The sequence below is a fragment of the Variovorax frigidus genome, assembly GCF_051216515.1.
Classification (GTDB): Bacteria; Pseudomonadota; Gammaproteobacteria; order Burkholderiales; family Burkholderiaceae_C; genus Variovorax.
The window spans coordinates 81,904-97,140 of sequence record NZ_JBPJZF010000006.1 but is presented as its reverse complement, the minus strand read 5'-3'; the positions used below and the strand labels follow the sequence as shown (position 1 = coordinate 97,140).

Annotated in this window: 15 protein-coding genes; 8 read left to right on the top strand and 7 right to left on the bottom strand. The window is 70.8% G+C overall.

Annotated features, from left to right (window positions below; translation table 11 throughout):
* Positions 1-28 precede the first annotated feature (28 nt).
* The 3 genes from hmgA to fahA are packed head-to-tail and all read left to right on the top strand — an operon-like array spanning position 29 to position 3,680.
* Positions 29-1,366 (top strand): homogentisate 1,2-dioxygenase, encoded by a 1,338-nt coding sequence (hmgA, locus tag ACSFBC_RS18560; RefSeq protein WP_435511827.1) that lies wholly within the window; start codon positions 29-31, stop codon positions 1,364-1,366.
* Between the two features lie 32 nt (positions 1,367-1,398).
* Entirely contained in the window at positions 1,399-2,382 is a 984-nt protein-coding gene (locus tag ACSFBC_RS18555) for a Bug family tripartite tricarboxylate transporter substrate binding protein (protein ID WP_435511826.1), read from the top strand.
* Between the two features lie 8 nt (positions 2,383-2,390).
* Complete coding sequence (gene fahA / locus ACSFBC_RS18550; protein WP_435511825.1) at positions 2,391-3,680, top strand: fumarylacetoacetase; 1,290 nt, start codon at positions 2,391-2,393, stop codon at positions 3,678-3,680.
* Here fahA and ACSFBC_RS18545 read toward each other — a convergent pair.
* Complete coding sequence (locus ACSFBC_RS18545) at positions 3,677-4,138, bottom strand: acyl-CoA thioesterase (protein WP_435511824.1); 462 nt, start codon at positions 4,136-4,138, stop codon at positions 3,677-3,679. The two genes, fahA and ACSFBC_RS18545, sit on opposite strands and share 4 nt — an antisense overlap.
* A 131-nt stretch (positions 4,139-4,269) precedes the next feature.
* On the opposite strand from ACSFBC_RS18545, the gene ACSFBC_RS18540 reads away from it, so the two are divergent.
* From ACSFBC_RS18540 to ACSFBC_RS18525, 4 genes are all read left to right on the top strand, one after another.
* Positions 4,270-6,909, top strand: a complete 2,640-nt coding sequence (locus ACSFBC_RS18540; protein WP_435511823.1) for a ligase-associated DNA damage response DEXH box helicase — start codon at positions 4,270-4,272, stop codon at positions 6,907-6,909.
* Between the two features lie 69 nt (positions 6,910-6,978).
* Positions 6,979-7,284 (top strand): NIPSNAP family protein, encoded by a 306-nt coding sequence (locus ACSFBC_RS18535; protein ID WP_435511822.1) that lies wholly within the window; start codon positions 6,979-6,981, stop codon positions 7,282-7,284.
* 43 nt (positions 7,285-7,327) lie between these two features.
* Positions 7,328-8,230, top strand: a complete 903-nt coding sequence (locus ACSFBC_RS18530; protein ID WP_435511821.1) for an NAD(P)-dependent oxidoreductase — start codon at positions 7,328-7,330, stop codon at positions 8,228-8,230.
* Positions 8,231-8,261: 31 nt separating this feature from the next.
* Positions 8,262-10,322: a prolyl oligopeptidase family serine peptidase gene (locus ACSFBC_RS18525; RefSeq protein ID WP_435511820.1), complete on the top strand. Its 2,061-nt coding sequence runs from the start codon at positions 8,262-8,264 to the stop codon at positions 10,320-10,322.
* A 22-nt stretch (positions 10,323-10,344) separates the two neighbouring features.
* Here ACSFBC_RS18525 and ACSFBC_RS18520 read toward each other — a convergent pair whose 3' ends face one another.
* The 3 genes from ACSFBC_RS18520 to ACSFBC_RS18510 form a co-directional block, all read right to left on the bottom strand.
* Positions 10,345-11,091, bottom strand: a complete 747-nt coding sequence (locus tag ACSFBC_RS18520) for a BON domain-containing protein (protein ID WP_435511819.1) — start codon at positions 11,089-11,091, stop codon at positions 10,345-10,347.
* Entirely contained in the window at positions 11,088-11,687 is a 600-nt protein-coding gene (locus tag ACSFBC_RS18515) for an SIS domain-containing protein (protein ID WP_183025228.1), read from the bottom strand. The genes ACSFBC_RS18520 and ACSFBC_RS18515 overlap by 4 nt, the downstream gene beginning before the upstream one ends.
* Before the next feature lie 67 nt (positions 11,688-11,754).
* On the bottom strand, positions 11,755-12,177 hold the full coding sequence (locus ACSFBC_RS18510; protein ID WP_435511818.1) for a YraN family protein: 423 nt from the start codon (positions 12,175-12,177) through the stop codon (positions 11,755-11,757).
* On the opposite strand from ACSFBC_RS18510, the gene rsmI reads away from it, so the two are divergent.
* Positions 12,177-13,121, top strand: a complete 945-nt coding sequence (gene rsmI / locus ACSFBC_RS18505; protein WP_435511817.1) for a 16S rRNA (cytidine(1402)-2'-O)-methyltransferase — start codon at positions 12,177-12,179, stop codon at positions 13,119-13,121. The genes ACSFBC_RS18510 and rsmI overlap by 1 nt on opposite strands.
* Here the strand turns inward: rsmI and ACSFBC_RS18500 are convergent.
* The 3 genes from ACSFBC_RS18500 to ACSFBC_RS18490 are packed head-to-tail and all read right to left on the bottom strand — an operon-like array spanning position 13,118 to position 15,212.
* Positions 13,118-13,750 (bottom strand): N-acetyltransferase, encoded by a 633-nt coding sequence (locus ACSFBC_RS18500; protein ID WP_435511816.1) that lies wholly within the window; start codon positions 13,748-13,750, stop codon positions 13,118-13,120. The genes rsmI and ACSFBC_RS18500 overlap by 4 nt on opposite strands.
* Before the next feature lie 8 nt (positions 13,751-13,758).
* Positions 13,759-14,301 (bottom strand): hypothetical protein, encoded by a 543-nt coding sequence (locus tag ACSFBC_RS18495; RefSeq protein ID WP_435511815.1) that lies wholly within the window; start codon positions 14,299-14,301, stop codon positions 13,759-13,761.
* Positions 14,298-15,212 (bottom strand): universal stress protein, encoded by a 915-nt coding sequence (locus tag ACSFBC_RS18490; RefSeq protein WP_435511814.1) that lies wholly within the window; start codon positions 15,210-15,212, stop codon positions 14,298-14,300. Before ACSFBC_RS18490 ends, ACSFBC_RS18495 begins: the two co-directional genes overlap by 4 nt.
* Positions 15,213-15,237: the final 25 nt, after the last annotated feature.

Genomic DNA, 15,237 nt, shown 5'->3' with positions numbered 1-15,237 from the left:
GACGAACTTCCTGACGGAGACATCGACCATGAGCACTCACGACACCGGCACGCTGCGCTACCAGCACGGCTTCGGCAACGAATACGCCTCCGAGGCCGTGGCCGGCGCGTTGCCGCAGGGCCGCAACAGCCCGCAGCGCGCGCCCTTCGACCTGTACCCCGAGTTGATCTCGGGCACCGCCTTCACCGCGCCACGGCACACCAACCGCCGCAGCTGGCTCTACCGCCGCCAGCCCTCGGTGGTGTCGGGCCGCTACCAGGCCTACGCGCCGCCGCACTGGGAAACCGGCGCCAACCGCGCCATGGCGCTGCCGCCCGAGCCCTTGCGCTGGCATCCGATTCCCTTCGAGGCCGGCGCGGCCGAGGCCGACTTCGTCGACGGCATGCACACGCTGGCGGCCAATGGCGACGCCGAGACGCAGGTCGGCGTGGCCGCGCATGTCTACCTCGCCGGCAAGTCGATGGGCCGCCGCGCCTTCGTCAACGCCGACGGCGAGATGCTGCTGGTGCCGCAACAGGGCCGGCTGGTGATCACGACCGAGATGGGCGTGCTCGAGGTCAGGCCGGGCGAGATCGCGGTGCTGCCGCGCGGCGTGGCCTTCAAGGTCGCGCTGCCCGACTCGGAGGCGGGCGCGGGCCCGTCGCGCGGCTATGTCTGCGAAAACTACGGCGCGCAGTTCCGGCTGCCCGAGTTGGGTCCGATCGGCTCCAACGGGCTGGCCAACGCGCGCGACTTCCAGGCGCCCGTGGCGGCCTACGAAGACGGCGACGCGCCCGGCGGCGCCTACGAGGTGGTCAAGAAGTTCGGCGGCCGCTTCTGGCGCGCGCCGATGAAGCAGTCGCCCTTCAACGTGGTGGCCTGGCACGGCAACCTGGCGCCGGTGAAGTACGACACGGCCCACTTCATGACCATCGGCTCGATCAGCTTCGACCATCCGGACCCGTCGATCTTCACCGTGCTCACCTCGCCCAGCGACACGCCCGGCACGGCGAATTGCGACTTCGTGATCTTCCCGCCGCGCTGGCTGGTCATGGAGGACACCTTCCGTCCGCCGTGGTACCACCGCAACCTCATGAGCGAGTTCATGGGCCTGGTCTACGGCCAGTACGACGCCAAGCCCGGCGGCTTCAAGCCCGGTGGCGCGAGCCTGCACAACCCGATGGTGCCGCACGGCCCCGACGAGGAAGCCTTCGACAAGGCCAGCCACGCCGACCTCGCGCCCCACAAGCTGGACAACACGCTGGCCTTCATGTTCGAGAGCCGCTACCGTTTCATCCCCACGCCCTTCGCCATGCAGAGCCCGGCGCTGGACGATGCCTATGCCGACTGCTGGGCGGGCCTGGGCGATCTGTTCCAGAAGCCCTGAATCCTTCCCCATCCCTCCCCAAAAAGAGACACATGACCTTCACTCCCACCCGCCGCGCCACCTTCGCCGCGCTGATCGCCTCGGCCTGGATCGGCCTTCCCTTTGCCGCGCAGGCGGCCGACTACCCGACCAAGCCGATCCGCTTCGTCGTGCCCTACACGGCCGGCGGCACGACCGACCTGGTGGCGCGCACGGTGGGCCAGAAGGTCTCGGAGAAGCTGGGCCAGCCGGTGATCATCGACAACCGCGCGGGCGCCGGCGGCAACATCGGCATGGACGCGGTGGCCAAGGCGCCGGCCGACGGCTACACGATCGGCTTCGGCGCGATCTCGACCAATGCGCTCAATCCGCACATCTACAAGTCGATGGCCTTCGACCCGCGCAAGGACTTCAGCGCCATCAGCCTGCTGGGCACCTCGACCATCGTGCTCGAAGTCCCGGCCGCCTCGCCGATCAAGAGCGTCGCCGATCTGATCGCCGCGGCGAAGAAGAACCCCGGCCTGCCCTACGCCACCGCGGGCGCCGGCACCTCGATGAACCTGGCCGGCGTGATGTTCGCGCAGATGACCGGCACCGAGCTCACGCACGTCGCCTACAAGGGCAGCGGCCCGGCCATCAACGACATGCTGGGCAACACCATCGGCGTGATGTTCGACAACCTGCCCGCTTCGCTGCCGCATATCCAGGCCGGCAAGCTGCGCGCGCTGGCCGTCGCCGGCCCGGCGCGTTCGCCCGCGTTGCCCAACGTGCCGACCATCGCCGAGGCCGGCCTCAAGGGCTATGCGCTCGACCCGTGGTTCGGCGTGTACGGCCCGGCCAACCTGCCGGCACCGATCGTCAAGGCGCTCAACCAGGCCTTCGTCGAGGCACTGGCCCTGCCCGAGGTGAAGGACAAGCTCACGCAGGCCGGCTTCACGCCGCGCAGCTCGACCGCCGAGGCATTGAACCAACTGACCCAATCCGAATACCAACGCCTGGGCGATGTGGCCAAGAAGGCCGGCATGTCCGCAGACTGAAAGAGCCCATGACCACACTCAACGTCAACGCCACCCACGACCCGAAGCTGCGCAGCTGGGTCGAATCCGCCCACACCGCGGGCACCGACTTCCCGATCCAGAACCTGCCATTCGGCCGCTTCCGGCCGGCCGGCACCGACGAGGCCTTCCGCATCGGCGTGGCCATCGGCGACCAGGTGCTCGACCTGAAGGCCGCCAAGGTGGTCGACCACGCCGACATGAACCGGCTGATGGCCGCGACGCCCGCGGAGCGCGTGGCATTGCGAACGGCGCTGTCCGAAGGCCTGCAGGAAGGCAGCCCGAAGCAGGGCGAGTGGGAAATCGCGCTGTACGCGCAGGCCGCGGTCGAGATGGCGCTGCCCTGCCGCATCGGCGACTACACCGACTTCTACACCGGCATCCACCATGCCACCACGGTCGGCAAGCTGTTCCGCCCCGACCAGCCGCTGATGCCCAACTACAAGTGGGTGCCCATCGGTTACCACGGCCGCGCCTCGTCGATCGTGGTCAGCGGCCAGCAGTTCAAGCGGCCGCAGGGCCAGACCAAGGCGCCCGATGCGGCCGAGCCCAGCTTCGGCCCGTCGAAGCGGCTCGACTACGAACTCGAGCTCGGCTTCCTGGTCGGCCGGGGCAACGAACTGGGCGAGCCGATCGCCATCGGCGAGGCCGAGCAACACCTGTTCGGCGTGACGCTGCTCAACGACTGGTCGGCGCGCGACCTGCAGGCCTGGGAGTACCAGCCGCTGGGCCCCTTCCTGGCGAAGAACTTCGCCTCCACGCTGTCGCCCTGGATCGTCACGATGGAAGCGCTCGCACCCTTCCGCGCGAAGTTCGAGCGCCCCGAGGGCGACCCGCAGCCGATGGCCTACCTGGACTCGCCCGCCAACCGCGATGGCGGCGCGCTCGACATCACGCTCGAGGTCTGGTTGCACACCGCGAAGATGCGCGCAGCCGGCGAGCCCGCCACGCGCCTCACGCGCGGCAACACCACGCAGGCGGCCTACTGGACCGCGGCGCAGCTGGTCACGCACCACACGGTCAACGGCTGCAACCTGCAGCCCGGCGACCTGCTGGGTTCGGGCACGCTCTCGGGCCCGACGCTGGAAGAAGCCGGCTCGCTGCTCGAACTGACGTTCGGCGGCAAGCAGGCGCTCACGCTGCCCAACGGCGAGCGCCGCACTTTCCTCGAGGACGGCGACACGCTCACGCTGCGCGGCTACTGCGAGCGCGCGGGCGCGGTGCGCATCGGGCTGGGCGAGGTCAGCGGCACGGTGCTGCCGAGCGCGGCCGCGCGCTAAGGCTTGGCGCCGCTGCTGCCGGAAGCGGCCCGGCTGGCGTCGAGGTGGTTCTTGGCCCGCTCGGCCAGCGCCATCTCGCCCGGCGTGGACGGCGTGAACGCGCCCACCGGCATCGGCAGGCCGTGCGAATCGACCGAGACGAAGACGATCAGGCACTCGGTCGTCGTCTGCATGCCGCCGCCCTTCATGTCGCCGCTGCGCACTTCCACCGAGATGTTCATGCTGGTCTTGCCGGTGTAGGCCAGCCGCGCCTCGACTTCGACCAGGTCGCCGATCATGATCGGCCGGTGGAAGCGGATGCTGCCGATGAACACCGTGACGCAGTAGCGCTTGGACCAGCTCGTGGCGCAGGCATAGCCGGCCTCGTCGATCCACTTCATGACGGTGCCGCCGTGGACCTTGCCGCCGAAGTTGACGGTGCTGGGTTCGGCCAGGAAGCGCAGGGTGATGGAGGACATGTTCTGTTCGCCGAAGCGTGGGTCGTGGGTTGGGGGCGCCGGGGAGCGGATTATGTCGGGCGGAAGGCCGTCGCGCACGATGCGCCTTCGTCCTATGGCGCCCGCGCCGCGCGCCGGCAAAGCTCGCAGCGATGAACGCCGCCGCCCTCGCCGCCTGGTTCGCCGCCCGCGGCTGGAAGCCTTTCGCCTTTCAGCGCGCGGTGTGGAAGGCCGTGGCGGCCGGTGAATCCGGTCTGTTGCACGCGACCACGGGGGCCGGCAAGACCTATGCGGTGTGGCTGGCGGCACTCGGGGCCTTCGCGCAGAAAAAGAAGGCAGGGGCCGAGGCACCGAAGAAGACCGCCCGCCGCCCGCTCGCGCCGCCGCTCACCGTGCTGTGGATCACGCCGATGCGCGCGCTCGCCGCCGACACCCTGCGTGCGCTGCAGCAGCCGCTCGAGGCGCTGGCGCCCGACTGGACCGCCGGCGCGCGCAGCGGCGACACCGCTGCGGCCGAGCGCAGCGCGCAGAACCAGCGCCTGCCCACCGTGCTCGTGACCACGCCCGAGAGCCTGTCGGTGCTGCTGTCGCGTGCCGATGCGGCCGAGGTGCTGGGCACGGTGCGGATGGTGGTGGTCGACGAGTGGCACGAACTGCTGGGCAACAAGCGTGGCGTGCAGGTGCAGTTGGCGCTGGCAAGGCTGCGGCGCTGGAACCCCACGCTGTGCGTCTGGGGCATGTCGGCGACGTTGGGCAATCTCGGCGAAGCCATGCAAACGCTGCTCGGCCATGCCGACGGCACGATGGTGCAAGGCGAAGTGCCCAAGGAACTGGTCATCGATTCGCTGCTGCCCGGCCGCGCCGAACGCTTCCCGTGGGGCGGACACCTGGGCCTCACGATGCTGCCGCAGGTGGTCGACGAGATCGCGCGCAGCAGCACCACGCTGGTCTTCACCAACACGCGTTCGCAGGCCGAGATCTGGTATCACGCGATCCTCGAGGCGAAGCCCGAGTGGGCCGGCGTGATCGCGCTGCACCACGGCTCGCTCGACCGCGCGGTGCGCGAATGGGTCGAGGCCGGGCTCAAGAGCGGCGAGCTGCGCGCGGTGGTCTGCACCTCCAGCCTGGACCTGGGCGTGGACTTCCTGCCGGTCGAGCGCGTGCTGCAGATCGGCTCGCCCAAGGGCGTGGCGCGGCTGCTGCAGCGCGCCGGGCGTTCGGGCCATGCGCCGGGCCGGCCGTCGCGCATCACGCTGGTGCCCACGCACAGCATCGAGATGGTCGAAGGCGCGGCCGCGCGCGAGGCCATTGCGGCCGGCCACATCGAGGCGCGCCAGACGCCCGCACAGCCCCTCGACGTGCTGGTGCAGCACCTGGTCACGGTCGCGCTCGGCGGCGGCTTCGTGCCGGAGGATCTCTACGCAGAAGTGCGCAGCACCGCCGCCTACGCGCAGCTGTCGCGCGAGAGCTGGGACTGGTGCCTGGCCTTCGTGCGGCAGGGGGGGCCCTCGCTCGCGGCCTACCCGGACTACCAGCGCGCGGTGCCCGATGCCGACGGCGTCTGGCGCGTGCCCGACGCGCGGCTCGCACGCCGCCATCGCATGAACATCGGCACCATCGTGAGCGACGCCAGCATGACGGTGCAGTACATCGGCGGCGCCAGGCTCGGCAGCGTCGAAGAGAGCTTCGCCGCGCGCATGAAGCCGGGCGACTGCTTCCTGTTCGGCGGCCGGATGCTCGAGCTGGTGCGCATCCGCGAGATGACGGCCTGGGTGCGGCGCGCGAGCGGCAAGCGGCCCGCGGTGCCGCGCTGGAACGGCGGGCGCATGCCGCTGTCGACCACGCTGGCCGACGCCGTGGTGCAGCAGCTCGCGCTGGCTGGCGAGGGCCGCTACGACACGCCCGAGCTGCAATGCGTGCGGCCGCTGCTCGAGATCCAGCAGCAGTGGTCGGCGCTGCCGACGCCGCAGACGCTGCTGGCCGAGGTGCTCAAGACGCGCGAAGGCTGGCACCTGTTCCTCTATCCCTTCGCCGGCCGGCAGGTGCACCTGGGGCTGGCCAACCTGCTGGCCTGGCGCGTGGCGCAGCACACGCCGCGCACCTTCTCGATCGCGGTCAACGACTACGGTTTCGAGCTGCTGTGCGCCACCGAACTCGACTGGCCCGCACTGTTGCCCGAGGTGCTGCGCACCGGCCACGACATGCAGGCGCAGGATGCGATCGCGCACCACGACACCGAGGCCGCGCTGCTGCACGAGGTGCTGGCCAGCCTCAACGCCAGCGAGCTCGCGCAGCGGCGCTTTCGCGAGATCGCGCGCGTCTCGGGGCTGATCTTCCAGGGCTACCCGGGCGAGAAGCGCAGCAACCGGCAGCTGCAGGCGTCTTCCTCGCTGTTCTGGGAGGTGTTCCGCAAGTACGACCCCGCGAACAAGCTGCTGCTGCAGGCCGAGCAGGAACTGCTGGCGCAGGAACTCGAGATCGGCCGGCTGCGCGCCAGCCTCGAGCGCATCGCGACGCAGCGCCTGGTGGTGCAGCCGCTCGCGCGGCCCACGCCCTTCGCGTTCCCGCTGATGGTCGAGCGCTTCCGCGAGAAGCTCAGCAACGAAAGCGTGGCCGATCGCATCGCGCGCATGGTCGCGCAGCTCGAGAAGGCCGCGGGTGGCGCGGTGTCGGTGGGCGGCGTCGATTCGGTCGAGCGCGCGTTGGTCTATGGCGAGGAGCGTCATGCCTCGACCTCGGACAAGCGGCCGCGGCGCGCCCGCAAGCCGTCGCGTCCGCTGCCGCCGCTGTGAGCCCGTTGCCGGCAGAATCGCGAGGCCCCGGCGCCGCCGGGCGGCCTCACGCACAGGACGCACGACCCCATGATCACCTGCCACCTCCGCTATGTCATCGATCCGACGAAGCTCAAGGAGTTCGAGCACTACGGCCGGCTCTGGATTCCGCTGGTGCGGAAGTTCGGCGGCCTCCATCACGGCTATCTGCTGCCCTCCGAAGGCGCGAACAACATCGCACTGGCCTCGTTCTCCTTTCCCTCGCTGGCGGCCTACGAGACCTACCGCATCCAGTCCTTCGAGGACGCCGAATGCCAGGCCGCGTTCCGCTACGCCGAGGAGACGCGCTGCATCCAGAGCTACGAGCGCAGCTTCTTCCGGCCGGTCTTCGAGTGACCGCGGCGGGGCGTTCGGGGCACGGCTCGTTTAAGCTGACGCCATGAGCAGCCTCAACCCCAAGACCTACGACTCCGTTCCCTCGCGCAAGGTGGCCTTCCTCGGCCTGGGCGTGATGGGCTTCCCGATGGCCGGACACCTCGCGAAGGCGGGCCACAGCGTCACGGTCTACAACCGTTCGCCGGCCAAGTCGGCCGCCTGGGCCACCGAGTTCGGCGGCCGGAGCGCCGCCACCCCGCGCGAGGCCGCGTCCGGTGCCGAGATCGTGTTCTGCTGCGTCGGCAACGACGACGACCTGCGCTCGGTGGTGCTGGGCGACGACGGCGCCTTCGCCGGCATGGCCCGAGGCGCGGTCTTCGTCGACCACACCACGGCCTCGGCCGACGTGGCACGCGAACTCGCGAAGTTGGCGCTCGAACGCGGCCTGCAGTTCATCGACGCACCGGTGTCCGGCGGCCAGGCCGGTGCGCAGAACGGTGCGCTCACGGTGATGTGCGGCGGCGACGCCGCCACCTTCGCCCAGGTGCAGCCGGTGGCCACCGCGTTCGCCCGCGCGGTCACGCTGCTGGGCGAGAGCGGCGCGGGCCAGCTCGCGAAGATGGTCAACCAGATCTGCATCGCGGGCCTGGTGCAGGGCCTGTCCGAAGCCATCGCCTTCGGCCAGCGCGCGGGCCTCGACATGGAGGCCGTGCTGGGCGTGATCAGCAAGGGCGCGGCCCAGAGCTGGCAGATGGAGAACCGCGGCAAGACCATGATCGCGGGCAAGTTCGACTACGGCTTCGCGGTCGACTGGATGCGCAAGGACCTGGGCCTGGTGCTCGACGAGGCCAAGCGCAACGGTGCGCGCGTGCCGGTGACCGCGCTGGTCGACCAGTTCTACGCCGATGTGCAGCAGGCCGGCGGCGCGCGCTGGGACACCTCGAGCCTGATCACCCGGCTGCGCTGAAGCGCGCCGCAGGGGCTTCGTACACTGGGGCATGACCTCCAGTTCCGCCCCGCAAGACGACCACCTCTGGCTCGAAGACATCGACGGCGATGCGCCGCTCGCCTGGGTCCGCGCCCAGAACGCGCGCACCGTGCAGGCTTATGCGCAATCGCCCGCCTTCGAGGCCCTGCAGCAAGGCATCCTCGAGGTGCTCGATTCCGAGGACCGCATCCCGATGGTCGACAAGATCGGCCCGCGCTTCTTCTACAACTTCTGGCGCGACAAGGCCCATCCCAAGGGCGTGTGGCGCCGCACCACGCTCGAGGAATACCGCCAGCCGCAGCCCGCCTGGGAGACCGTGCTCGACATCGACGCGCTGGCCGCGGCCGAGGGCGAGAACTGGGTCTGGCACGGTGTCGACTGCCTCGACCCGGACCCCCAGCGCTGCCTGATCTCGCTGTCGCGCGGCGGTGCGGATGCCGACGTGCTGCGCGAGTTCGACCTCGAGACCCTGCAATTCGTCGAGGGTGGCTTCACGTTGCCCGAGGCCAAGAACCAGGTGGGCTGGAAAGACATCGACCACCTCTACGTGGCCACCGACTTCGGTCCCGGCTCGATGACCGAGTCCAGCTACCCGCGCATCGTGAAGCTCTGGCGGCGCGGCACGCCGCTGGCCAGCGCCGTGACGGTGTACGAGGGCCTGCACGAGGACATGTCGGTCGGTGCCTGGCGCGACAACACGCCCGGCTTCGAGCGCGACTTCGTCACGCGTCAGAGCGACTTCTACGACAGCGAGACCTGGCTGCGCCATGCCGACGGCACGCTGGCCAAGATCGAGGTGCCCGACGACGCGCTGGTCGACGTCACGCGCGAATGGATGCTGGTCGAGCCGCGCAGCGACTGGACGGTCGGCGGCGCGACCTACGCCGCGGGCGCGCTGCTGGCCGCGCGCTTCGACGACTACATGGCGGGCCGGCGCGAGCTCACCGTGCTGTTCGCGCCCGACGACAGCAGTGCGCTCGACAGCCATTCGTGGACGCGCCACCACCTGATCGTCAACGTGATGCACGACGTGGTGAACCGGCTCGAGGTGCTCACGCCGCCGGCAGAGGGCCGCGGCGCGTGGCAGCGCCAGAGACTGGGCGGCGCGCCGGCGCTGTCGACGATCGAGGCGGGCGGCATCGACGAGTACGAGAACGACGACTACTTCCTGACCGTGAGCGGTTTCCTGCAGCCGACCACGCTCTACATCGGCACCGTCGGCCAGGGCGAGCCCCAGGCACTCAAGCACAGCCCGGCCTTCTTCGACGCCTCGCGTTTCCGCGTGCGCCAGCACTTCGCGAGCTCGAAGGACGGCACGCGCGTGCCCTACTTCGAGATCGCGTCGAAGGACCTGAAGGCCGACGGCACCAACCCCACCCTGCAGTACGCCTACGGCGGTTTCGAAGTCTCGCTGCAGCCCAGCTACAGCGGCAGCATCGGCCGTGCCTGGCTCGAGCGGGGCGGCGTGTACGTCGTCGCCAACATCCGCGGCGGCGCCGAGTACGGTCCGCGCTGGCACCAGGCGGCGTTGCAGGAGAACCGGCTGCGCACCTGCGAGGACTTCGCGGCGGTGTCCGAGGACCTGATCGCACGCGGGATCACCTCGCCCGCGCACCTGGGCGCCATGGGCGGCAGCAACGGCGGACTGCTGGTGGGCAACATGCTCACGCTGTACCCCCAGCTCTATGGCGCGGTGGTGAGCGAGGTGGCGCTGCTCGACATGCGCCGCTACACGCAGCTGTCGGCAGGCGCCTCGTGGATCGCGGAATACGGCGACCCGGAGGAGCCCGAGGAATGGGAATTCATCCGGACCTTCTCGCCCTACGAGAACGCGCGGGCGGGTGCCGCCTATCCGCCCGCCCTGTTCACCACCTCCACCCGCGACGACCGCGTGGGGCCGGCGCATGCGCGCAAGATGCACGCGAAGATGGTGGCGCTGGGCCAGGGCGCCAGCTTCCTCTACGAGAACCTGGACGGCGGCCACAGCGCGGCCACGGACAACAAGGATGCCGCGTTCATGGACGCGCTGGGCTATGCGTACCTGTGGAAGCACCTCGGGGCGCCCGCATAGCGCTTTCCCGGGACGTTTTCGCTCAGCGGACCGGCGTGACGGTCGCACCGCCCGTGGCCGGTGCCGTCTTGAGCGGCTCCATCGGCGGCAGCGGGACGCGCGAGCCGTTGCTGGATGAAGAAGCCGGGGCCGCGTTCGGCAGGGTGCCGCCGGAGGTCGCCTGGTTGGCGAGTTCTGCTTCGCTGATCACCTCGACCACGCGCACCACCTTCTGCACGCCGGACACGCCGCGCGTGATGTCGGTGGCGCGGTCGATCTCGCGCCGCGTGGCCAGGCCCATCAGGTAGACCACGCCGCTGTCGGTCACGATCTTGAAGGAGTTGGCGAACAGGTCCTTGGCGTCGAGCAGCGAAGCCTTGACCTTGCCGGTGATGAAGGTGTCGTTCGAACGCTGCTGGAACGAGCGCGACGGGCCGACCTGGATCTCGTTGACCACCGAACGCACGTTGTCCACGCCCTGTACCGCGGCCTCGGCCCGGCGGCGGTCGGCGTCGTTGCCCACGGTGCCGGTCAGCAGCATCTGGCGGTTGAAGCTGGTCACGCTCACGTACATCTGGTCGTTGGCGATCTCGCGGATGCGCGACGCGCCGCGCAGCTCGATGCCCTGGTCGTCGAGCTGCGCGCCCGAGGTGCGGCGGTCGGTCGCGACCAGCCCGGCGCCGACGGCGGCCCCGCCGATCACCAGCGGCACGCAGGCCGAGAGGGCGGCAGCCAGCGCGGCGCCGGCGGTGAGGGTCAGCACGAGGCGGGGGATCGATGAGGTCTTCATGTGAAAGCTTCCTGTTCTCCGAGTAACTGGGCGTCCACGCCGTCGCACAGGCAGTGCAGCGCGAGCAGGTGGATTTCATGGATGCGCAACGCACGCTCGTGCGGCACGGAAACCTGGACGTCGGTCTCGCGCAAGGCGCGGCCGACCGAACCGCCGTTGGCGCCCAGCAGGGCCACCACCGTCATGTCGCGTGAGTGCGCGGCCTCGACCGCGGCCAGCACGGCGGCGGACTTGCCGCTCACGCTCAGCGCCAGCAGCACGTCGCCGCCCTGGCCGAGCGCGCGCACCTGGCGCGCGAAACGGTCGGGATCGGCGGCCTCGGCCGTGTCGGCCGTGGGGTCGGTGGCATCGCCGGTCAGCGCGATGGCGGCCAGCTCGGGCCGTTCGCGTTCGAAGCGGCCGACGAACTGCGAGGCGAACTGCGCAGCCAGCAGGCCGGACACGCCGGCGCCGCACGCGAGGATCTTGCCGCCGCTGGTCACGCAGGCCAGCACGGCCTGCATGGCCTGGGAAATGGGTTTGCTGAGCACCGGGCCCGACTGGTACTTGAGGTCGGCGCTGTCGATGAAGTGCTGCTGTATGCGTTGCTCGAGCATGGGCGGTGATGATAGCCGTGGGGGGTGAAACAAAAGGTGTTGCGGGTGCGTGGGAGCGCGCCGGGACTCAGGCGGTTCCCGCGTCGAATGCGGCTTGCAGCCACGCGATGCCTTGCGGCTCGACCAGCACCACGTCGAAGCGACACGGCGGCGGGGCCGTGCGCAGCGCCAGCAGGTAGTGTCGCGCAGCGAACACGATGCGCCGCTGCTTGACCCCGGTGATGCTGCCGCCCGCGCCGCCGTGCGTGCCGCCGGCGCGTTGCCGGACTTCGACGAAGACCAGCGTGCCGTCGCGCGGATCGCGCACGATCAGGTCGATCTCGCCGCCGCCGCGGCCGGGGGTTCGATAATTGCGCATCACCAGCCGCAGGCCGGCCGCCTGCAGATGCGCGAGCGCGGCGTCTTCCGCCGCGTCGCCGCGCTGCTTGGTGGTGGTGGCCGGTGCGCCGCTCCCTGTCGTCTTCTTGTTGTAGTTCTGGAGAAATCCCATTGAATGCTCTCGCTCCCGCCTCTTTCGGCGCCGCCCTGTCGGCCGCGCGCGATGCCGCGGGTGCCCAGCATTATCCGCAGGGCACGCTCTACGTGGTCGCCACGCCGATCGGCAACCTGGCCGACGTCACGCTGCGTGCGCTGCATGTGCTGGATCTGGTCGACGTGATCGCTTGCGAGGACACGCGCCACACGCAGGGCATGCTGCGCGCCTACGGCATCGACCGGCCCGGCGCGCGGCTGCTCGCGGTGCACCAGCACAACGAGGCCGAGGCCGCGCAGACGGTGGTCGCGCGGCTGTCGCAGGGTGAGCGCATCGCCTACGTGAGCGATGCCGGCACGCCGGGCGTGAGCGACCCCGGCGCGCGGCTCGCGGCCGCGGTGCGCGCGGCCGGCCACCGGGTGCTGCCGCTGCCGGGCGCGAGCAGCGTGGTCACGCTGGTGCAGGCCGCCGGGCTGGTGGCCGACGGCGGCGACGAACGCAGCGCCTTCGTGTTCGCGGGCTTCCTGCCGAGCAAGGCCGGCGAGCGCGACGCGGCCGTGGCCGAGCTGGCGCGCGAGGCGCGCAGCGTGGTGCTGCTCGAGGCGCCGCACCGCATCGAGGCCCTGGCCCGCGCGCTGGCCGTGCTGGGCGAGCGCCGCATCACGGTCGGGCGCGAGCTCACCAAGCAGTTCGAGGAGATCGCGACCATGGCCGCCGGGGCGCTGGCCGACTGGTTCGCGGCCGGACGCGATCGCACGCGCGGCGAGTTCGCGCTGGTGCTGCACCCGGTGGCGGTGGCGGCCGACGACGGCGCCGAGGCCGAGCGCGTGCTTCGCCTGCTGCTGGCCGAACTGCCGCTCAAGACCGCGGTCAAGCTCGCGGCCGAAATCAGCGGCGCGCCGCGCAATGCGCTCTACGACACGGCGCTGCGCATCCGCGGCGAGTCCGCAGGCGTCGATTAGTCCATCTGCGTGGCCTGCCGGAAGCTCTCCAGCGTCCAGCCGCGGCCCAGCAGGAACATCCGGGTTTCGAGCCGTTCGAGGTCCTGCTCGGCGATGTCGCTGCCAAGGTAGCGCAGCCGCTTGTGCTGCACTTCGGCGAAACCGCCTGCGTGCGCGCGCGCCAGGCTTTGCCAGAGTGCATGCGCGCCGGGCGACTGGCGTGCGCCCGTCATCAGGCAGATCCCCGCGTCCAGCGCCCAGCGGTAGACGGCCGCGGCGATGCCGCGCCGCTGGTAGGCGGGCCGGTAGCGCGAGTGGGGTGCGCGCAGGTGCCGATCGGCGCGGCGCCCGACCTCGACCAGCCGGTTGAAGACGGTCGAACCCGCGAGACAGCCGTGGCGCAGGTCCTCGACATAGGCATAGAACTCGCCGTCGGCCTCGCGCACGCGCAGCTGGAATTCGGGATCGTGCAACGGGAACGCCGGCAGGCCGTACAGCCGGTCGCCGGGCGCATGCAGGCGTTGGTGGAGGGCCTCCAGCGCCGCGTCGTCCGCGGCGGCGGCGCGGGGATCGACGTCGATGCGCAGTTCGGCCGGCCGATGCAGCTGCCAGGGCCGCCGAACCGGGACGCCGAAGGAACAGAGTGGCAAGGCGAGATTCATGGGGCCGACCCCGCTGGCGGCGGCCATTCCGCCTCGTAGCGCGACAGCCAGATCCATACCGCGGCGGTGCCGTTCGTCAGGCGCGCCGCCGCAGCGGCCAGGCCCAGGGCATCGGCCAGCCGGACCTCGGCGCGCACCACCAGATCGTCGCGCCGCACGTCCTGCTCGATGACCCGCACGCGGCGCCGCGCGAGTTCCTTGAGCAGCCCGACGCACCGGGCGCGGGGGCTCTTGATGCGCAGGAACATGACGGGTTCGAAGGGCCCGCGGCCGGCCGCATCCCTGAAGGTGTGGACCTCGGGCTCGCGCAGGACCAGTTGGGTGCCGTAGGCATCCTGCAACACCTGTTGCGCTTCCTCGAGCGCCGCTTCGCTGGTCGCATAGATGCGGCCGCCCCGGCCTTCGCAGACGACCTGGTAGCGCTCGGGTCGCGACAACCAGTCGACCGGGCCACGGGCGGCGAACACGGGCAGGTCGGGGGCGCCGGGCAGCAGCGCCTGCCGCAGCGGGTAGGCGTCCAGGGTGTCGGGCGCGCTCATGAACGAAATGCCTTCGCAACGGCGCCCAGGGGCGCGTCGATGGGCTCCGCCCGCGAGCGCGCGTCGTACGGCACGACCAGCACGTCGGCGGTGGCCATGCCCAGCACGCGCTGCGCCACGCTGCCGATCAGAAGGTCCGCCAGGGCCGCGAACGGTCCGACGCGTTGCCGCTTGCCCACGACCAGCAGTTCGGCACCGCTGGCCTGCTGCTGCACCGCGGCCTGGCGTGCCGGGTCGCCCTGGCCGATCGCCGAGACCAGCCGACGGTCATTCGCCGGCGTCGAATCGCTGAGCCAGAACATGCGTTCGCGCGCCGCACCCAGGCGCTGGTGGCGGCAGGCCTTGATCGCCTGGTCCGAGGCGTCGGCCAGCCGCAGCCGGCCCTCCGGGGCGCCCGACAGCGCATGGAACAGCTCGACCTGCGCCGTGCCGTCGAGCGCCCAGGCCAGCGCGACCATGCGTTTCGAAGCCGGCGTGAAGTCCACCGCCACCAGCAATCGGCGGTAGCGGTGCAGGGCCTCGCGCCGTGTCACGAGCACCGGACAGGCAACGGCGCGCAGCAGTCGCGTGATCGGCGAGCCGCCGAACCCTGCGGGGCCGCGTCGCTCGCAGTCCGCGTCGACCACCAGCAGGTCGACCCGACGCGCGGCGGCGCTCACATCCGCGAGGTGCCCGCTGCCCGGGGCGTGGGGAATGCACTTGACCAGGATGCCGAAGCGCGCGGCGAGCTCCCGTGCGAGGGCCGATGTGCGGGCTGCAGCATCGCTTTCGCCACAGTTGCCCAGGGCCGGCGCGGCGTACAGGATTTTCAGCAGGGCACGGTGTTCGGCGGCGATCAGCCCGGCGCGCGTGACCGCGCGGCGGCTTGGCGCCGAGAGGTCGGTCAGGGCCAGGATCGATTGGATGTTCATCGTTGTGTTCTCCGCAGGGATGGAC